We start from the raw sequence: 19,360 nt of genomic DNA, 5'->3' as shown, positions 1-19,360 counted from the left end.
GCTCGGGGGGCCCGGGCCCCCGGCCGCCGCCGGGCTCGGTACCATCGCCGCCGACGACGGCGTCGTCGCGACCGGCCAGATCACCACCGTGCAGGTGGGGGTGGAGGGCATGCGCTTCACGCCTGCCGTGATCGAGGTGCCGGTCGGCAACGAGCTCGTCATCGAGCTGACCAATACCGGTACCGACGTGCACGACCTCGTCCTCGAGACCGGCGCGACCACCGGCCGGCTCAGCGTGGGGGAGACGCGCACGCTCGACGTCGGCGTCGTCGGGCGTGACCTCGAGGGCTGGTGCTCCGTGGCCGGCCATCGGCAGCTGGGCATGACGTTGGACATCGTCGCCGTCGGCGCCCCGATCGCCGCCGGCGCTGGTGCGGCGGGCGACGGCGCCGCAGGTCCGGGCGTCGCCGACGCGGGCGCCGCCGGCACCGGCACCCCCGCCGCGGACCTGCTCGACCTGCAGGCCACCCCCGGCGAGGGCTTCACCGCCCACGACGCCGTGCTGCCCCCGGCGCCGACGGCCACCACCCATCAGGTGACCCTGCGGGTCAGCGAGTCCCAGGCGGAGGTCGCGCCCGGCGTCGCCGTCGAGCGGTGGACGTACGGGGGCTCGGCGCCGGGACCGACACTGCGCGGGAAGGTCGGCGACCGGTTCGAGATCACGCTCGTCAACGACGGCACGATCGGGCACTCCATCGACTTCCATGCCGGGGCGCTCGCCCCGGACGCGCCGATGCGCACGATCGCGCCCGGGGAGACGCTGACCTACGACTTCACCGCCACCCGCAGCGGCATCTGGCTCTACCACTGCTCCACGGTGCCGCTGTCGATGCACCTGGCCAACGGCATGTTCGGCGCCGTCATCATCGACCCGCCCAACCTGACGCCGGTGGACCGGGAGTACGTGCTCGTCCAGTCCGAGGTCTACCTCGGCGAGGAGGGCGGGCCGGCCGACGCCGCGAAGATCGCCGCGGAGGACCCCGACCTGGTCGTCTTCAACGGCTACGCCAACCAGTACGACCACGATCGGCTCCCGGCCAAGGTGGGCGAGACGGTTCGGGTGTGGGTGCTCGACGCCGGGCCGAGCCGGGGTAGCGCGTTCCACGTGGTCGGCGGGCAGTTCGACACCGTCTACACCGAGGGCGCCTACCAGCTCGGCGGGCCCGACGACGTCGGCGGCGACCCCACCGGCGGGGCGCAGGTGCTCCCGCTGGTCGCAGCCCAGGGCGGATTCGTCGAGCTCACGTTCCCGCAGGCGGGCAACTATCCGTTCGTCACCCACGCCTTCGTGGATGCCGAGCGCGGGGCGCGCGGGTTCTTCGAGGTCACCGACTGACCCCCCCCGCCGCAGCCCCCGGCGACCCCTGATACCCCCGGCACCCCCGCCGATGCCCTTGGCGCCTTCGCCGAACACGTCCTAATGTGCGGTTTTTGGCGGAATTCGGCATTTTTGGAGCTGTTCGGCGGGGGGGGGGGGCTGTTCGGCGGGGGTGGGGTGCGGGGCGGTCGGGGTGGGGGCGGCGAGGTGGGGGCTTGGAAGGGGTCAGATCCCCAGGCGCTCGGCGAGGTCGTGGTGGTGCTGCGCGGTGACGACGGGGTGGCTGCGGAACCACATCTTCAGGGCGTTGAGCCCATAGTTGTCGTGGATGCGGTTGTGCTCCTGGATCTCGATGCCGCGTGCCTCGGCGGCGAGGGCCCGCGGCAGCTCCCAACGGTCGAGGCTGCGGCCGAGGTCGGGGTTGAAGAAGTACGGCACGGAGATGCGGTCGCCCTCGCCGGGGCGGGAGACCACGCGGTGGTTGGTGGCGCGAAGGTACCCGTCCGTCGCGGCCTCGAGCAGCTCGCCGATGTTGATGATCAGCGCATCGTCGACGGGCTCGGCCGCGATCCATTCCCCGCCCTTCTCCACCTGCAGGCCGCCCTTGCCAGGCTCGACGAACAGCAGCGTGAGGGCGCCGAAGTCCTTGTGCTCACCGACGCCCTGGTCGCGGGTGTCGTCGGGGGCCTCGGGGTAGCGCACGACCTTCAGGCGGGCGTCGGGCTCGCGGAAGGCGCTCTCGAGCAGGTCCGGTGCCTGGCCTAGCGCCAGCAGCCATGAGCGCAGCAGCGTGCGGGCGATGCGCTCGTTGTGCACCAGCCACGCCTCGACGGTCGCGCGAAACTCCGGCAGCGCCGTCGGCCACAGGTTCGGGCCCGCCAGCACGGCCCACGGCTCGTCGTCGGAGGCCGCACGGGGGGCGCCCTCGGGGCCGATGTCGACCTGCTCGCGCCAGTCCCGCGCGCCCTTGGTGAACTCGTCGCCCACTCGGCTGTAGCCGCGGTAGTGCGGGCTGTGGATCTTCTCGATCGCGAGCTTCTCCGCCTCCGGCAGGGCGAAGAACCGCTTGGCGACGGACATGAGCTCGGTGCTGAGCGAGCGTGGGATGCCGTGGCCGACCAGGTAGAAGAACCCGAAGTCGCGGGTGGCGGCGCGCAGCTGGTCCTGGAACTCGGCGGCGCGGAGCGGGTCGTCGGCCAGGCGCAGGTCGACGATCGGGAGGGTGGCGGTGCGGTGGTCGTGGGGGGCGAGGGCGGTCACGGCTGGCTCCTGAAGGATGTCTGTGGGTTGCTGATCGGGTGTCGAAGTGGGGACTGATCGCCGACCTGGCTGGTTGAAGACGCCGTACGGATGGTCCGGTCGCAGCGGTGCTGGTCGGCGCAGGGGCCGACTGGACGGCGCGAGTCGTGCGGCCCATCAGCCCGGTCCGGGCGGCAGCGATCCAGACCGAACCGGCCAGGACACGAACGGCACGCGCGGAGCGTGCGCCGCGGGAGGCGGGACCGAGCCCGCGGGTTCAGCGCGTCAGCGGTGACAACAGAGCGACGGGCGAACGCAGTCGAGGACCGGCACGGCGAGCGTGGCCGCGGTCCGTGACTGGGGCAGGGATGCCTCGTACATGGCGCCGAACGTAGCAGGACCCTCCGCCGGGCACGAGGGTCCACCTGGATCTTCCCGCGTGCTGAGACGCCGGCGCGACGTCCGAGCCCCTGGCCACACCCGCAGGGTGGAGCGGCGGCCGCGACGGCGTGCCGAGCAGGTGGCGCCGCGTAGGACCGCACGGGAGCACGGGGTCACGGAGGTCTGGCGGAGCGGCGGTCGCGACGGCGCGCTGAGCAGGTGGCGCCGCGTAGGACCGCACGGGAGCACGGGAGCACGGGAGCACGGGATCACGGAGGTCTGGCGGAGCGGCGGTCGCGACAGCGCCCGCACCCGGTGGCGCCCGCACCCGGTGGCGCCCGCACCCGGTGGCGCCCGCACCCGGTGGCGCCCGCACCCGGTGGCGCCCTCACCCCGCGGCGCCCGCACCCGGTGGCGCCCTCACCCCGCGGTGCTGTGCCGGTCCAGGAACTCGTAGACCTCCGTGTCGTCCACACCCGGGAACGTGCCTGGCGGGACGGCGGCGAGCAGGTGGGAGTGCGCCCGGGCGCTGGGCCAGGCATGCGTGCGCCACCGCGCGGCGAGCTCGGCCGGCGGGCGGCGGCAGCATGCCGGGTCCGGGCACGAGGAGTGGGCACGCACCCGGGTCTCCCGGCCCCGGAACCACTGGGTGTGCTCGAACGGCACCCCGACATCGATGGCGAAGTCGCCCGCCGCCGTGCGCTCGACGTGGGTGGTGCACCAGTACGTGCCGCGGCCCATGTCGGTGTACTGGAAGTGGGTGGCGTAGCGGTCGGTGTTGTGGAACACGGCGCGCGAGGCCCAGTACCGGCACACCACCTGCCCCTCGATGGCGCCGGTGACGTCCGTGGGAAACATGACGTCGTCGTTCTCGTACGCCTTGTAGATGATGCCGTCCTCGCCCACCCGCATGAAGTGCACGGGCAGGTCCAGATGCTCGGTGGCGAGGTTGGTGAACCGGTGCGCCGCTGTCTCGTAGCTGACGCCGAAGACGTCGCGCAGGTCGTCGATGGCGAGCGTCCGCTCCGCCTTGGCCCGGGCGAGGAGGCCCACGGTGGCCGCCTCCGGCATGAGCAGCGCGGCGGCGAAGTAGTTGGCCTCGACGCGCTGGCGCAGGAAGTCGGCGTAGCCGGTGGGGTCGGAGTGGCCCAGCGCGAAGTGGCCGAGCGTCTGCAGCACGATCGTGCGGGGGTCGTGGTCGCCGCGAGGGACCACCGGCAGGTAGATGCGCCGGTGCAGCTGGTCGGTGATCGACCGGGTGGCGCGGGGCAGGTCGGCCACCCGATGGAGGCTGAACCCCAGATGCGCCGTCACCTCCGCGACGCCGCGCTCGGTGAGCGGGCCCGCGGTGTGCCCGACCGCGGTGGAGATGGCGGACGCGAGCTGCTCGATCTCCGCGAAGTAGTTGTGCCGCGAGCGCATGCGACCGCGCAGGTCGGCGTTGGCGTTGCGGGCCTCCTCGGGGGTGGCCGAGCGGACGACGGAGAGCCGGTCGAGCTCGGTGTGCAGGCCGACGAGCGCCTCGAGCGTCTCGGTCGGGAGCTTGGCGCCCGGCCGCACCTCGGGCAGCCCCAGTGCGGCGTACCCCGGACGCTGCTGCGCCTGCGTCAGGGCGATCTCCAGGGCGGCCCGGCGCGACGGCGGCTCGTCCTTCATGAGGTCGGCGACGGTGACGTCCAGCTCGCGGGCGATCACGCTGAGCAGGGCCAGGCGCGGCTCGCGGCGCCCGTTCTCGATCTGGGACAGCAGCGACTGCGCGCGGTCCACCCGCACCGCGAGCTGGGCGAGCGTGAGCCCGCGGGCCTGTCGGGTGTGCCGGATCCGGGCCCCGAGCGTGACCAGGTCGACGGCGTCCTCGGTGGCAGCGACCACATCTTCTCCCAGAGTGAAGAATGAACGAAGTTCACACAATCTAGCACTAGTCGTGACATGAATCACGGGGTCAAGGTGTATTCGCGCAGTTGTTCACAGGGCTCCATCAGCCCGCGATTCACGGGAGAGACCATGACCACGACGTTCGAGTCCACCACGCAGCGCCTCACCAGCCGCCCCGACCCGGCCCAGCAGCAGGCCACCGAGGCCGCCGAGCTCGCCCGCACCTGGGCGAGCGACCCGCGGTGGGCCGGCGTCGAGCGCACCTACTCCGCCGCGGACGTCGTCCGGCTGCGCGGCACGGTCCGCGAGGAGCACACGCTCGCCCGCCGGGGCGCCGAGCGGCTGTGGGAGCTGCTGCACACCCGCGACTACGTCCACGCCCTCGGCGCCATCACCGGCAACCAGGCCGTCCAGATGGTCCGGGCCGGCCTGGAGGCCATCTACCTCTCCGGCTGGCAGGTCGCCGCGGACGGGAACACCTCCGGCAACACCTACCCCGACCAGTCGCTCTACCCGGTCAACTCGGTGCCGACGGTGGTCCGCCGCATCAACAACGCGCTGCTGCGCGCGGACGAGATCACCTACTCCGAGGGCACCGACCCCGGCGTCGACTGGCTCGCCCCGATCGTGGCCGACGCCGAGGCCGGCTTCGGCGGCCCGCTCAACGCCTTCGAGCTCGCCAAGTCCCTCATCGCCGCCGGCGCCGCGGGCGTCCACTACGAGGACCAGCTCGCCTCGGAGAAGAAGTGCGGGCACCTGGGCGGCAAGGTCCTCGTTCCGACGGCGCAGCACATCCGTACCCTGAACGCCGCCCGGCTCGCGGCCGACGTCCTGGACGTGCCGACGATCGTCGTCGCCCGCACCGACTCCCTCGCGGCCAACCTCATCACCTCCGACGTCGACGAGCGCGACCGCGAGTTCACCACCGGCGAGCGCACCGCCGAGGGCTTCTACCGCACCACCCCCGGCCCCGACGTCGTCCTGGCCCGCGCCCTGGCCTACGCCCCGTACGCGGACCTGATCTGGGTCGAGACCTCGACGCCGGACCTGGGCCTGGCCCGGCAGGTCGCCGAGGCGGTCCACCAGCGCTTCCCGGGCAAGATGCTCGCCTACAACTGCTCGCCGTCCTTCAACTGGAAGGCGCACCTGACGGACGAGCAGATCGCCACCTTCCAGCGCGAGCTCGGCGAACTGGGCTACGCGTTCCAGTTCATCACCCTGGCCGGCTTCCACCAGCTCAACTACGGCATGTTCGAGCTGGCCGAGGGGTACGCGACGCGCGGGATGAGCGCCTACGTCGAGCTGCAGGAGAAGGAGTTCGCCGCGGAGTCGCGCGGCTACACCGCCACCAAGCACCAGCGCGAGGTCGGCACCGGCTACTTCGACCTGGTCTCCACCGCGCTGAACCCCGACAGCGACACCCTGGCGCTGCGCGGCTCCACCGAAGAGCAGCAGTTCCACTAATCCTGAGCGAGCAGAGGAAGAGACCATGACCATCGCCGAACCCCCCATGTCGCTCGTCGTCACTGCCCGTGAGGTCGAGATCGTCGGCGCCCCGGTCCCCGGCGCCGAGCAGGTCCTCACGCCCGAGGCGCTGATGTTCCTGGCCGAGCTCCACCAGCGGTTCTCCGGGCGGCGGGCCCAGGCGCTCGCCGCCCGGCAGGAGCGCCGCCGCCAGATCGCCAACGGTGCCTCGCTGGACTTCCTGGCGGAGACCCGGTCGGTGCGCGAGGACCCGACCTGGCGGGTCGCGCCGCCCGCCCCGGGCCTCGTCGACCGGCGGGTGGAGATCACCGGCCCGACCGAGCCGAAGATGGCCATCAACGCCCTCAACTCCGGTGCCCGGGTCTGGCTGGCCGACCTCGAGGACGCGAACACCCCCCACTTCGCCAACGTGATCGACGGCCAGGTCACCCTCCACGACGCCGTCCGCCGCACCCTCGAGTACACCTCGCCCGAGGGCAAGGAGTACCGGCTCGGGGACCAGGTCGCCACGATCGTCGTCCGCCCACGCGGGTGGCACCTGACCGAGAAGCACCTGCGGATCGGGGAGGGGGTGATGTCCGGCTCCCTCGTCGACTTCGGCCTGTACTTCTTCCACAACGCCCGCGAGCTGATCGCCCGCGGCGCCGGACCGTACTTCTACCTGCCCAAGCTCGAGAACCATCTCGAGGCCCGGCTGTGGGACGACGTCTTCACCTTCGCCGAGCACTACGTCGGCATCGACCACGGCACCATCCGCGCCACGGTCCTCATCGAGACCATCACCGCCGCGTTCGAGATGGAGGAGATCCTCTACGAGCTGCGCGAGCACTCCGCCGGCCTGAACGCCGGCCGGTGGGACTACATCTTCTCCCTCATCAAGAACTTCCGGATGCGCCGCAACTTCGTCCTGCCCGACCGGGCCGACGTCACCATGACCGTGCCGTTCATGCGCGCCTACACCGAGCTGATGGTGCGGACCTGCCACAAGCGGGGCGCGCACGCCATCGGCGGCATGTCCGCCTTCATCCCGTCGAAGGACCCCGAGCGGGACGCCGTCGTCTTCGCCAAGCTCCGCGAGGACAAGCAGCGCGAGGCCGACGACGGCTTCGACGGCTCGTGGGTCGCGCACCCGGGCATGGTGGCTGCGGTGCGGGAGGTCTTCGACCGCGCCCTGGGCGAGCGGCCGAACCAGCTCGACCGGCGCCGCGAGGACGTCCACGTCACCGCCCGCCAACTGCTCGACGTCGCCGCCACCCCGGGCGCCGTCACCGCGGCCGGGCTGCGCACCAACGTCTCCGTGGCGCTGCGCTACCTCGAGGCGTGGCTGGGCGGGCGCGGCGCCGTCGGCATCTTCGGCCTCATGGAGGACGCCGCCACCGCGGAGATCTCCCGCTCGCAGGTGTGGCAGTGGATCGAGCACCGGGTCGTGCTCGACGACGGCCGCACCGTCACCGGCGAGCTCGTCCGGTCGATCCTCGAGGAGGAAGGGAGGACGCTGCTCGCCGAGGCCGGGGCGGACACCGCCCGCGCGGACCGGGTGAACCAGGCGGCCGAGCTGTTCGCCGAGGTCGCCCTCGACGAGGAGTACCCGACGTTCCTCACCGTCCCGGCCTACGCCCGCCGGGTGGCGTAGTACCCGGGCGAGGACGGTGGTGCGCGGATCGCGTCACGGGCTGGGCTCGTGGCGCGATCCGCTGCGCGTGCGGGTGCGGGTGCGTGTGCGCGTGCGGCGTGTGCGTGCGGCGTGTGCGTGTGCGGGTGCGAACGAGTGCCCGCGACCCGGCCGGGGGGAGCTCATCCCGCCTGGCGTGATGTCACCGGGTGCCCTCATCACGCCTGGCGTGAGGGGCTGTTCCACGTCGTTCGTGCCGACGTGACCGGGGCCCGGTCGACAGTTCCTGCCCCGATATAGCCTGTCGGCATGCGTGAGCAGACCATCCCGGCCGGCGGCGCGGGTGCCGCCGCCGGGCTCTGGCTGGCCCTCGCCTCCGCCGCCACGTTCGGCACGTCGGGCGCGTTCGCGAAGCCGCTCCTCGAGGCGGGCTGGTCACCGGGAGCGGCGGTCACGGCCCGTGTCGGTGGCGCCGCCCTCGTGCTCGTGGTGCCGGCGCTGGTCGCGCTGCGTGGCCGTTGGCACCTGCTCCGGCGCAACGCGACCCTGATCCTCGCGTACGGGCTCGTCGCCATGGCCGCGTGCCAGGTCTTCTACTACAGCGCCGTCCAGACGTTGTCCGTCGGCGTCGCGCTCCTGCTGGAGTACCTCGGGTTCGTCCTCGTCGTCGGGTGGCTCTGGGTCCGGCACGGGCACCGGCCGCGGCGTTCGACGGTGGCCGGCGTCGTCGCCGCGGTCGCCGGGCTGTTCCTCGTCCTGGACGTCACCGGAGGGTTCCGGCTCGATCTGGCCGGGGTGCTGTGGGGGCTGGGCGCCGCCGTCGGGCTCGCCGTCTACTTCGTCCTCTCCGCCCGGGCGGCCACGGGGCTCCCGCCGCTGGTCATGGCCGCTGCGGCCATGGTGGTCGCCACCGTCGCGCTCGGGCTCACCGGCGTGTCAGGGCTCCTGCCGATGACCTTCAGCGCCGCCGACGTGCGGATCGCCGGCGCCGAGATGAGCTGGGTGGTGCCGATCCTCGGGGTGGCGCTCGTCTCGACTGCCACCGCGTACTCGACCGGGATCGCCGGCACCCGGCTCCTGGGGGCGCGGCTGGCCTCGTTCGTGGGCCTCACCGAGGTGATGTTCGCAGTGCTCTTCGCCTGGCTGGCCCTGGGCGAGATGCCGATGCCGATCCAGCTCCTCGGTGGTGCCCTGATCGTCGGCGGGCTGATGGTGGTGCGCTACGACGAGTTGGTCGAGGCGCGCCGCTGGGAGCGCCTGGACGCCGCCGCGTAGTTCACCAGGCCGGGACGAGCTCGATCCGCTCGCGGCTCAGGACGCGCTGGAACGCCGGGTCGCGCAGCACCCGCAGCTCCCACCGGCGCTTGCGACCCTCCGCCCGCGGCATGAGCCGGGTGGCTGTCGTGGGCGCGGGGTGCAGCACCAGCTCCGACACCCCCTCGGGCAGGCCGCCGAGCTGGGCGAGCAGGTTGGCGCGCAGCTGCGCGTAACTGAGGACGAGCCTGCCAGGGAGCCAGGGGCCGATCACCGTCTCGGGCAGGCGCACCCCGCCGGCGTCGGCGCGCTCGACGGCCTCGGCGTGCCGGTGCCGGAGGGTGCGCGGCAGCAGCGCCGTCAGGATCCGGTTGAAACGGCGCGGGAGGCGGAAGCCGAGCCCATGGGCTGCGGAGAAGTCCATCGCGGTGCCGAGGAAGGACCGGCCGCGGAAGCCGTACAGACTCCCGGAGTGGGAGTCGGCGGCAACCGGTCGCAGGCCCAGGGCATGCATCCACCCCAGCTGGGCCGACATCTCGGCCGCGACGTGCTCATCGGACGCTCCGCCCTCGAAGCGGCTCGGGTCTGCATGGAACACGCCCCGCAGATCGGTCAGCGAGCGGACGTCGGAGGCGAGCGGGCGCCACGGGGCGAGCTCACGGGGGCTGGTCAGGGTGACGTGCAGCCGCGGGACGGCGACCCGGGCGGCGCGGACGCGAGCGACGGCGTCGGCCGCGGCCGGGGCGACCGCCATGAGCGTGGTGGAGGTGAGGAGCCCCTCGGTGAGCAGGTCCACGATCGCATGGTTGGTGGGTGCGTCGATGCCGAGGTCGTCTGCGGTCACCACGAGCTGGCGTGTCATGGGCGTGAGTACTCCTGTCGACAAGTGTCGATGAAGGATACGCCGGCGCGGCGTCGTCCGTCTGTGGTGACGATCACAACGCACACCATCGGCCCCGGTGGCGGTCAGGCCAGCAGGTCGCGCCGCCCGAAGCCCCGGAACCCGATCGCGGTCAGCGCCACGGCCACGGCGCTCAGCACCACCAGCGGCAGCGCGGCGACGTCCTCGGCCGGGACGAGCGGCGTCCACCCCACGGGGGAGATGTCCATCGCCCACTCGGGCATCTTCAGCAGCGCGCCGAAGAACGCCACGACGATGACGTAGGTGACCAGCACCCAGACCAGCCCGGCGGCGCGGGGGAGCGCACCGACGAGCGCCACGGTGGCCGCCATGAGGGCCAGCACGGCCGGCACGTAGGCGAGCCCGGCTACCGTCAGGCGGCCCACCGCCGCGCCGTCCCCGACCGCGACGGCGATGCCGATCCCGGTGCCGAGCCCCGAGAGAGCGAGCAGGAGCACCGACTGGACGGTGACGACGGCGAGCCAGCCGCCGAGCCACCCGGCACGCGAGGAGCCGGACTCGAGCATCAGTTCGGTGTGCCCGGCCTCCTCCTCGGCGCGCAGCCGTAGGACCGACGTGACGGTGAACGCGACGGCCCCCAGAGCCAGGTAGGCGACCATCACCCCGGCGAAGGTGTCCGTGAGATCCGCACCCCCGCCGCCGATCCACTCCGCGAGGGCGGGAAGGGTGTTCATGGCGTCCTCGAAGGATCTGGCGAGCGCGCCGAAGGCGATACCGAACAGGAAGAGACCGACGAGCCAGGCCAGGAACGAGCCGTGCAGGAGCCGCCGCGCCACCCCACGCGCGGAGAGCAGCGCGGGTGCCGCGCCGGCGGGCCCGGCCCTGCCCGCGCGCAGCCCCGCGCCGAGGTCACGCCGCTGGGCGAGCGTGATCGCCGCGGCCAGCAGCACGAGCACGACGACGACCGAGAGGGCGAGCGGCCACCAGCGCAGGTCCACGTACAGCCGGGTCTGCTGGGCCCACGCGATCGGGGAGAACCAGGACAGCCACGAGCCCGTGCTGTTGATGATGTCGCCGATGCCGCGCGTCAGGAACGCGACCGCGAGCACGGCCATCGCCATGCCGGAGGCGGCGCGCGCGTGTTCGCTCAGCTGCGTCGTCACCGCGGCGACGGCCCCGAAGACCATGCCGGTCAGCGCGATGCCGAGCGCGAACGCGACGGAGGAGGCCACCTCCAGCCCGGTCCCCACGAGGGCGGCCAGCGCACCGGCGCCGACGGCGAGGTTCGCCACCGCGACCGTGAGCACCGCCGCGGTGGCCGGTGCGAACCGGCCCACGGGCAGCGCCCGGAGCACCTCGGTACGCCCGGCCTCCTCGTCGGCGCGGGTGTGCCGAACCGCGAGGAGGATCGACATGATCGCCACGGCGACCATCACGGTGAGGCTGAGCTCGTTGGCGGTCATCGCGCCGAGCGTGTAGTCGTCCAGGCCGAACGCCGGGCCGCTCATCAGCACGGCCGAGGGGTTGCTCATGAGCGCGGCGCGGGCCTGCCGGGCAGCGGCGCCGGGGTAGGCCGCCTCCAGCGCCGGCACCGTCACCGCGACGGTGAGCGTGATGGACACCGCCCACACCGGGATGCGCACCCGGTCCAGGCGCAGGTAGAGCCGGAGCAGGTGACGGCTGCCGGCCCACGGCTGCGCCGTCGCCGCGGCCACCCGGGGCCCCACCTCGACGGCGGTGGTCGTGGTCATCGGGCCGGCACCTCCTCGGCCGCCGCGACGTCGTCGCCGTAGTGCCGCAGGAAGAGCTCCTCCAGCGACGGCGGTGCGATCGTGAGGTTCTCCACGCCCGCCGTCGCGAGCAGCCGCAGGACGTTGTTGACCTCGGCGTTGTCGACGTCGAACGTCAGGAAGCCGTCGTCGAGCGTGAGGTCGTGCACGCCCGGGGCGGCTCGCAACGTGGCCGGGTCCGCCGTCGTCGTCGCGGTGACGCTGGAGCGGGTCAGGTGCCGCAGCTGTGCCATGGTGCCGCTCTCGACGTCCCGACCGGCCCGGATGATGGTGACGGTGTCGCAGAGCTTCTCCACCTCCGCGAGGATGTGGCTGGAGAGCAGCACGGTGGCGCCGGCGGCGCGCAGCTTGCGCACCTCCTCGGTGAACACCGCCTCCATGAGCGGGTCCAGCCCGGAGGTGGGCTCGTCGAGGAGGTACAGCTCGGCGTCGGACGTCAGCGCCGCCACCAGGGCGACCTTCTGCCGGTTGCCCTTGGAGTACGTGCGGACCTTCTTCGTCGGGTCCAGCTCGAAGCGCTCCAGCAGCTCGGCGCGGCGCCGGGACCGCTCCGCGCCGCCGTGCAGCCGGGTGAGCAGGTCGATGGTCTCGCCACCGCTGAGGTTGGGCCACAGGTTGGTGTCGCCGGCGACGTAGGCGGTGCGGCGGTGGATCTCGACGGCGTCCGCCCACGGGTCCCGGCCCAGCACCGTGACGGCGCCCGAGTCCGCCCGCAGCATGCCGAGCAGCACCCGGATCGTGGTGGACTTGCCCGACCCGTTGGGTCCCAGGAAGCCGGCGATCTGGCCGGGCGGGACGGCGAGGCTGAAGCCGTCCAGCGCGCGGGTGGGGCCAAAGGACTTGGTCAGCCGGTGGGCGTCGATCGCGAGGTTGCCCATGGGTCTCCTTGGGGTCGGGCGTGGGTACGGGTGGGGTCGGGGGTGTGCGCGCTCGCGCCGTCGGCGGTGCTCGCGCCGTCGGGTGTGGTCTTGCTGGCGGCGGTACTCTCGCTGCCGGGTGCGCTCTCGCCGCCGGGCGTGCTGCCCCCGGCGGCGGCGAGGTAGGTGTCCAGGAGGGTCGAGTCGGTCAGCGCCGGCTCGGTCATCAGCTCGAGCATCGGGCCGGCGATCCGGTCGACGTACTCCCGCACCCAGCGGGGGAGGGCCTCGAGGTCGAGGCGCTCCTGACGGGCGGGGAGCTGGAGCAGCAGTGCGCCGACGGCCTGCTCGGTCAGCAGCCGCGCGCGTGCCTCGGGGAACCGGCTCGGCCGGATGGTGCCGGCGGCGACGCCGTCGGACAGGTACTCGACGGCGTCGGCGACGAGGTGGTCGACGAAGTCCGTCGCGAGCTCGCCGCCGGCCTGCATGCACCGCATCACGTAGCCGAGGAGCGGCGCGTAGCTCTCGACGGCGGCCATCTGCGCGAGGAAGCGGGCGGTGCCCTGATCCGGTCCGAGGACCGCCGACTTGTGCTCGCGGACCTGGTCCAGGACGTACCGGTCACACGCCTGCCGGAGCCCGGCGCGGGAGGAGAAGTGGTGCAGGATCAGGCCCGCGCTGACCCCCGCATCGGCGGCGATGGTGCGCAGCGGGGCGTCCATCCCGTCGGTGGCGAACCGGCGGATGGCGGCATCCCGGATACGGGCGCGGGCGGTGAGATCCTCGGACGTTGAACGCACGTTCAGAACGCTAGCGACGTGTTCAGTTCATGGCAAGGGCCGCGTCGGTGTCAGCCGATGCCGTGCGGGAGCGCGGCGACCCGCTCGGCCTCGTGCTGCTCGAGCTCGCGGGCGCGCAGGCCCACCGCGTACTCGCGCTCGCGCCGTGAGACGAGCACCGCCGTCAGGAACCGGTCCGGCGGCGTGCCCCACGGGGGCGGCGGGGAGACGAGCGGCTCCACCTGGGCCGCCAGCACGGCACCGAGCTCCGCGCGCCGCTGCGGCGTCATCGAGCCGCGGCCGAGGTAGGCGCGCACCGTCAGGCCCAGGCCGTCCGGCAGGGCCCGGACGTCCGCCCCCGCCGCCCAGCCGGCCAGCTCGGGCGGCATCACGAGCGGCGGCTGCCGGCGGGCGCCGGCGCGCACGCGCACCGCGTAGGTCCCTGCCAGCAGGTCGCCCAGGCGCTTGCCGCGCCGGTTCACCGCCGCCGAGACGATCGCGACCGCGCCACCGGTGAGCCACAGCTCACCGATGCCGGTGAGTGCGCGCACGAGCGCGTGCCGCAGCCGCACCGGGCCGCCGTCGTCGCGCACGATCCGGATGCCGGTGGCGAGCTTGCCCAGGGACCGCCCCCGGGTGAGCGTCTCGACCGAGGTCGGCACGATCACCATGACGCCCGCGAGCAGGCTCACCTGGGCGACGCCGAGCTGTGCCTGGTTGAGCGAGGAGAGCACCTGCCCGGCCAGCAGCACCAGGCCGATCGCCACGGCGAGAGAGGCCAACGCGTCGACGGCGGCGCCCAGGATCCGCACCCCCACCGACGCGGGCCGGATCTCCAGCGCCACGGCCTCGCCGGTGATGATCAGGTCGTCCTGCAGCCGAGCGCGGGCCAGTGCGGCCTCGGGCCCGGACCGACGGTCGCTGCTCACTGTGGCAGGGTAACGGCCGTGGACACCGATGCCTTCGCCGCGGTGCACGAGCCCGAGTGGGAACGCCTGGAGTGGCTGAGCAAGCAGCGCCGCCTCAGCGGACCGGAGGCCGACGAGCTGGTCCGCCTCTACCAGACCACCGCCGGGCACCTCTCCGCCGTGCGCACCTCCGCCCCGGAGCCGCACCTGGTGGGGCGGCTCTCCGCCCTGCTCGGCCAGGCCCGCGGGCGGGTGGCCGGGGCGCACGAGCTGCGGGTGTCCGACGTCGCCCGGTTCTTCGCGGTGACGCTGCCCGCAGCCTTCTACCGGGTGCGGTGGTGGACGCTCTGGGTGATGCTGGCGTGGGTCGCGCTCGCCGTCGTCACGGGGGCCTACCTCGTCGATACCCCGGCCGCGCTGGCGGCGGCGGGTTCGGCGGCGGACCTGCAGGAGTACGCCGACGAGGCGTTCGCCGCCTACTACTCCGACTTCCCGGCGCCGGACTTCGCCGCGCAGGTCTGGACGAACAACGCCTGGATCGCGGCGCAGTCCATCGGCCTGGGCATCACGGGCGTCTTCCCGGTGTACGTGCTCGGCGCCAACGCGCTCGGGGTCGGGCAGGCGGGCGCGATCATGGCCGTCTACGGCGACCTCGAGGTGTTCTTCGGTCTGATCCTGCCGCACGGGCTGATGGAGCTGACGGCGATCTTCATCGCCGGCGGCACCGGGCTGAAGCTGTTCTGGACGGCCGTGGCACCGGGGCGGCGCACCCGGTCGCGGGCGCTCGCGCAGGAAGGACGCGCGCTCATCACCGTCGCCCTCGGGCTGGTGCTCGTGCTCGCCGTCGCCGGGCTGGTCGAGGGGTTCGTGACGCCGTCGGGCCTGCCGACGTGGGCGAAGATCGCGATCGGCGCGGCGGTGCTCGCCGGCTACTGGGGGTACACGCTCGTGCTGGGGCGCCGCGCGGTGGCGGACGGCGAGACGGGCGACCTCGCCGCAGAGCTGGCCGGGCACACGCTCGCGCAGGCCGGGTGAACGGATCGTGGTTTCCGGGGCGGGCGTGGCTGCCGGTCGGGCGTTACCTCCGACTGGTCGTGCTCCCGGCGCGGGTGTGGCTCCCGACGGGTCGTGCTCCCGGCGCGGAGGTTGCCGCCGGCGCGGGCGTGGCTCCTGGTCGGGCTCCGGTGCGGAGGTTGCCGCCGGCGCGGGCGTGGCTCCTGGTCGGGCGTGGCTCCCGGCGGGCCGTGCTCCCGGCGCGGGCGTGGTCGCCGGCGCGACCGTGCTCCCGGCGTCGTGAGCGCGCCGTGACCGGCCACCCGGCATGATCGAGATCCTGCTGCCCGCGGCGATCGGGCTCGCGGTCGGCATGGTCGTGGGGACCCTCGGCGGGGGCGGGGGCATCCTGACCGTCCCGATCCTCGTCTATCTGCTCGGTGCCGCCCCGTACGATGCGGCGACGGCGTCCCTCGTCATCGTCGGCGCCACGTCGCTCGTGGCGCTCGGCGGCCATGCCCGTGGCGGGAACGTGCGCTGGGCCGTGGGGGCGGTGTTCGGGCTGGTGGGTGCCGGGTGGGCCTTCCTCGGCTCCCGGCTCTCCGCCGCGCTCGACCCGGCCGTGCTGATGACGGCGTTCGCCGGGCTTCTCGCGGTGGCGGCGGCGCTCATGCTCCGCAAGGTGCTGCGCCGCCCGGCGGCAGTGCAGCCGACACGCGCCGATGACGAGCCCCGCCGCTCGCGCGCGACCACCGCCCTGCTCGTCGTGGGCCTGGCGACGGTGACCGGGCTGCTCACCGGGTTCTTCGGCGTCGGCGGCGGGTTCGCCGTCGTCCCGGCGCTCGTCCTCGCGCTCCGGCTGCCCATGAGGCACGCGGTAGGCACCTCGCTCCTGGTGATCGTGCTGAACTCGCTCACCGGGCTGGCCGGACGGCTCGCCAGCCTCGGCGACGTGGACTGGCCCGTGGTCGCCACGTTCGCCGTGGCGTCGATGGTCGGCGGCCTGGTCGGCGCCCGACTCTCCGGCCGTGCCTCGGCCGCCCGGCTCACCGCCGCGTTCGCCGTCCTGCTCGTCGTGGTCGCCGTGGCGACGGCGGCCCAGGCGGTCCCGGACCTCCTGCGCTAGCACCGCACCCCTCGACACCCCACGCCGACGGCCCGTCCCACCCCAGCACCTCCACCCAGTCCCCGCCCGGCGCTACCCGGCCGCCCCCACCTGCCGCCACCCGGCCCCCGCCCGGAGCTGCCCCCACCTGCCGCCACCCGGCCGCCACGCGCCCCCACCAGCCGCCGAACAGGTCCTAAAGTGCCAAAATTTGCCAAAATCGGTCTTTTAGGGCCTGTTCGGCGGGAAGAAGGGGGCGGGGAAGGGGGCGGGGAAGGGGTGCGGGCTAGGCAGGGGGCGGGGCGGGAAGGGGTGCGGGAAGGGTGCGGGCGGGAGGGGAGCGGGGGCTTTAGAGGCGGCCGGCGGACTTGAGGGCGAGGTAGGTGTCCGCCAGCGCCGGGGCGAGCTCGTCCGGCCCCGCCTCCACGACCTCCACGCCCCGGCGGCGCAGCCGCGCTGCCACCGCGGAGCGCTCCAGCTCGACGCGCTCGGCCGCCGCGGCGTCGAACACCGACTCCGAATCCGTGCGCGTGCGCCGCATCGCCGCGACCTCTGGATCGGACGCCGACGCCAGCACCACCGCATGATCCTTCGTGAGGGTCTGTGCCACCGGCAGCAACCCGGCCGTGACGGCCGAGGGCTCGAGTGCCGAGAGCAGCACCACGAGCGAACGCTGGGACAGCGAGTCCCGCACCACCTGCGCGACCGTCGGCCAGCTCAGCTCCACCAGGGAGGGGTCGAGCGTGGCCAGTGCCGAGGCGAACGCGTTCACCAGCCGCGGCCCGTGCTCGCCGGCCACCCGCGCCCGCACCTGCGTGTCCACGGCCACCAGGTCCACCCGGTCCCCGGCCCGCGAGGCCAGCGCCGCGAGCAGCAGCGCCGCCTCGATCTGCGCGTCCAGCCGCGGCGCCTCGCCCAGCCGCGCCGCCGACAGCCGCGCCACGTCCACCACCAGCAGCACCCGCCGGTCCCGTTCGGGCCGCCAGGTGCGCACGACGACGTCGCCGCCGCGTGCCGTCGCCCGCCAGTCGATCGCGCGGACGTCGTCGCCGATGACGTACTCGCGCAGCGAGTCGAACTCCGTGCCCTGGCCTCGGACGTTGACGGCGGTGCGCCCGTCCAGCTCGCGCAGGCGGGCCAGCCGCGAGGGGAGGTGACGCCGGGAGGTGAACGCCGGCAGCACCCGCACCACGGCCGGCACCGACTGCGAGGCCTGCCGCGCCCCCAGGCCCAGCGGCCCGCCGGACCGGATCGTCACCAGGTCTGCCGGGCGGTCACCGCGCCGGGTCGGCACCAGGACCGTGCGGGCCCGGCGCCGCTCGCCCGCCGGCACCAGCACCCGGTGGCGAGCGCCGCCGCCCGTGGACGGTGGCCACGCGTCCCGCACCACGCCGCGCAGCGGTCGCGTCCCGCCGTTGTGCACGGTGAGCGCGACCGTCACCGCCTCGCCCAGGCGCACCGAGGCGGGCACGTCCCGCACCACCGTGACCCGCCTCGGCGCGGCGGCGAGACCGGCGTCGACCACTGTCGCGAGCACCACCAGCCCCACCCACAGCGCGGCCGTGAGCAACTGCGGCCAGAGCAGTACCGGTACCACCCCGACGGCGGTCACCGCCGCCGCCCGGACCGTGGGGACCATCAGCGTGGCACCGGCACCGACGCGAGCACCCCGACCAGCACCGTCTCGGCGGTGACGCCCTCGAGCTCTGCCTCGGCCCGCAGCTGCAGCCGGTGCCGCAGCGTCGGCAGGGCCAGCGCCTTGACGTCGTCGGGCGTGACGTAGGACCGCCCGGAGAGCCACGCCCACGCCCGCGCCGTGGCGAGCAGCGCGGTCGCGCCGCGGGGGGAGACGCCGAGGGAGAGCGACGGTGACGTCCGCGTGGCCCGCACGAGGTCGACGACGTAGCCGAGCACCTCGGCACCGACCTCGACGCGGGCGATCTCGGCGCGGGCGGACGCGATGTCGGCGGCCCCGGCGACGGGGCGGACGCCCGCGACGGCGAGATCACGCGGGTCGAAGCCGTGCGCGTGGCGGTGCACGATCGCGATCTCGGCGTCCCGCTCGGGCAGCGGCAGCAGCAGCTTGAGCTGGAAGCGGTCGAGCTGGGCCTCGGGGAGGGGGTACGTGCCCTCGTACTCGACGGGGTTCTGGGTGGCGACCACCATGAACGGGTCGGGCAGCGGCCGGGGCGTCCCGTCGACCGAGACCTGCCGCTCCTCCATCGCCTCGAGCAGCGACGCCTGGGTCTTGGGGGGCGTGCGGTTGATCTCGTCCGCGAGCAGCAGGTTCGTGAACACCGGCCCCTCCCGGAAGGAGAACTCGGCGGTGCGGGCGTCGTACACGAGTGAGCCGGTGACGTCCCCGGGCATGAGGTCCGGGGTGAATTGCACGCGTTTGGTGTCCAGGTCGAGGCTCGCGGCGAGCGTGCGGACGAGCAGTGTCTTGGCGACGCCGGGCACGCCCTCAAGCAGCACGTGCCCGCCGGTGATCAGCGCGATCACCAGCCCCGTCACGGCGCCGTCCTGGCCGACGACGGCCTTGGCGATCTCCTCGCGCAGGGCGTGGAGCCGTTCCCGGGCCGCCGAGGCGGGGGCCGCGGGCGCCGGGGTGCCGACCGCCGGCGGCGCGGCGGGTGCCGGGGTGCCGACCGCCGGTGGCGCGGCGGGGTCGGGTGCGGGGACGGGCTCCGTGGACCGGTCGGGGGTCTGGCTCACGATCGGTGAACCTCGCTTTCCAGGGTGTCGAGGGCGATGGACACGGCGAGCAGGCCGCCGTCGTCGGTGGGGTCGGGGCCGTACAGCAGGTCGTGCACGTGGGCGGGGGGGCGGCCGGTGGCGGCGGCGACGGCGTCGACCAGCTGCCCCGGTCCGGCGGACCGGGGCAGCCCGACCTGATGGGCCA

General features: G+C 73.9%; 15 protein-coding genes and 1 pseudogene. 6 read left to right on the top strand and 10 right to left on the bottom strand.

The features are described from left to right. Positions 1 to 1,336: multicopper oxidase domain-containing protein (locus tag ACYC1Z_RS07670; RefSeq protein ID WP_461408935.1), on the top strand; the 1,336-nt coding region annotated here is incomplete at its 5' end. A gap of 207 nt (positions 1,337 to 1,543) precedes the next feature. On the opposite strand, the gene ACYC1Z_RS07665 is transcribed toward ACYC1Z_RS07670, so the two are convergent. Beyond that, positions 1,544 to 2,578, bottom strand: coding sequence for an isopenicillin N synthase family dioxygenase (locus tag ACYC1Z_RS07665; RefSeq protein WP_461408934.1), 1,035 nt, complete (start codon positions 2,576 to 2,578; stop codon positions 1,544 to 1,546). 780 nt (positions 2,579 to 3,358) lie between these two features. Further along, on the bottom strand, positions 3,359 to 4,810 hold the full coding sequence (locus ACYC1Z_RS07660; protein WP_461408933.1) for a helix-turn-helix domain-containing protein: 1,452 nt from the start codon (positions 4,808 to 4,810) through the stop codon (positions 3,359 to 3,361). 132 nt (positions 4,811 to 4,942) lie between these two features. Between ACYC1Z_RS07660 and aceA the strand changes: the two genes are divergently transcribed. The 3 genes from aceA to ACYC1Z_RS07645 all read left to right on the top strand — a co-directional run bounded on the left by aceA (position 4,943) and on the right by ACYC1Z_RS07645 (position 9,185). Further along, positions 4,943 to 6,277, top strand: a complete 1,335-nt coding sequence (gene aceA, locus ACYC1Z_RS07655; RefSeq protein WP_461408932.1) for an isocitrate lyase — start codon at positions 4,943 to 4,945, stop codon at positions 6,275 to 6,277. Between the two features lie 25 nt (positions 6,278 to 6,302). Further along, the gene (aceB, locus tag ACYC1Z_RS07650; RefSeq protein ID WP_461408931.1) at positions 6,303 to 7,931 is read left to right on the top strand and encodes a malate synthase A; all 1,629 of its coding nucleotides are present in this window, start codon (positions 6,303 to 6,305) and stop codon (positions 7,929 to 7,931) included. Between the two features lie 288 nt (positions 7,932 to 8,219). Beyond that, complete coding sequence (locus ACYC1Z_RS07645) at positions 8,220 to 9,185, top strand: EamA family transporter (protein ID WP_461408930.1); 966 nt, start codon at positions 8,220 to 8,222, stop codon at positions 9,183 to 9,185. A gap of 1 nt (position 9,186) precedes the next feature. Here ACYC1Z_RS07645 and ACYC1Z_RS07640 read toward each other — a convergent pair whose 3' ends face one another. The 5 genes from ACYC1Z_RS07640 to ACYC1Z_RS07620 form a co-directional block, all read right to left on the bottom strand. Next, on the bottom strand, positions 9,187 to 10,026 hold the full coding sequence (locus ACYC1Z_RS07640) for a ChbG/HpnK family deacetylase (RefSeq protein ID WP_461408929.1): 840 nt from the start codon (positions 10,024 to 10,026) through the stop codon (positions 9,187 to 9,189). Between the two features lie 104 nt (positions 10,027 to 10,130). After that, on the bottom strand, positions 10,131 to 11,777 hold the full coding sequence (locus ACYC1Z_RS07635) for an ABC transporter permease (RefSeq protein ID WP_461408928.1): 1,647 nt from the start codon (positions 11,775 to 11,777) through the stop codon (positions 10,131 to 10,133). Beyond that, positions 11,774 to 12,694, bottom strand: coding sequence for an ABC transporter ATP-binding protein (locus tag ACYC1Z_RS07630; protein WP_461408927.1), 921 nt, complete (start codon positions 12,692 to 12,694; stop codon positions 11,774 to 11,776). Before ACYC1Z_RS07630 ends, ACYC1Z_RS07635 begins: the two co-directional genes overlap by 4 nt. Beyond that, positions 12,661 to 13,473: a TetR family transcriptional regulator gene (locus tag ACYC1Z_RS07625; RefSeq protein ID WP_461408926.1), complete on the bottom strand. Its 813-nt coding sequence runs from the start codon at positions 13,471 to 13,473 to the stop codon at positions 12,661 to 12,663. Before ACYC1Z_RS07625 ends, ACYC1Z_RS07630 begins: the two co-directional genes overlap by 34 nt. Before the next feature lie 50 nt (positions 13,474 to 13,523). Then, entirely contained in the window at positions 13,524 to 14,381 is an 858-nt protein-coding gene (locus tag ACYC1Z_RS07620) for an RDD family protein (protein WP_461408925.1), read from the bottom strand. A gap of 18 nt (positions 14,382 to 14,399) precedes the next feature. On the opposite strand from ACYC1Z_RS07620, the gene ACYC1Z_RS07615 reads away from it, so the two are divergent. Together ACYC1Z_RS07615 and ACYC1Z_RS07610 are read left to right on the top strand one after the other, a co-directional pair. Continuing rightward, positions 14,400 to 15,395, top strand: coding sequence for a stage II sporulation protein M (locus ACYC1Z_RS07615; protein WP_461408924.1), 996 nt, complete (start codon positions 14,400 to 14,402; stop codon positions 15,393 to 15,395). A gap of 286 nt (positions 15,396 to 15,681) precedes the next feature. After that, entirely contained in the window at positions 15,682 to 16,479 is a 798-nt protein-coding gene (locus tag ACYC1Z_RS07610; RefSeq protein WP_461408923.1) for a sulfite exporter TauE/SafE family protein, read from the top strand. 328 nt (positions 16,480 to 16,807) lie between these two features. Here ACYC1Z_RS07610 and ACYC1Z_RS07605 read toward each other — a convergent pair whose 3' ends face one another. From ACYC1Z_RS07605 to ACYC1Z_RS07595, 3 genes and pseudogenes are all read right to left on the bottom strand, one after another. Beyond that, entirely contained in the window at positions 16,808 to 18,097 is a 1,290-nt protein-coding gene (locus ACYC1Z_RS07605; protein WP_461408922.1) for a DUF58 domain-containing protein, read from the bottom strand. Further along, positions 18,097 to 19,173, bottom strand: coding sequence for an AAA family ATPase (locus tag ACYC1Z_RS07600; RefSeq protein WP_461408921.1), 1,077 nt, complete (start codon positions 19,171 to 19,173; stop codon positions 18,097 to 18,099). The genes ACYC1Z_RS07605 and ACYC1Z_RS07600 overlap by 1 nt, the downstream gene beginning before the upstream one ends. Further along, positions 19,170 to 19,360 (bottom strand): annotated as a pseudogene (locus ACYC1Z_RS07595) (DUF4350 domain-containing protein); the annotation flags it as partial. The gene ACYC1Z_RS07600 and the pseudogene ACYC1Z_RS07595, both read right to left, overlap by 4 nt.

This window comes from Georgenia sp. (genome assembly GCF_054605595.1).
Note: the sequence above shows the minus strand (reverse complement) of the source record. Positions and strands in the feature narration are given on the sequence as shown.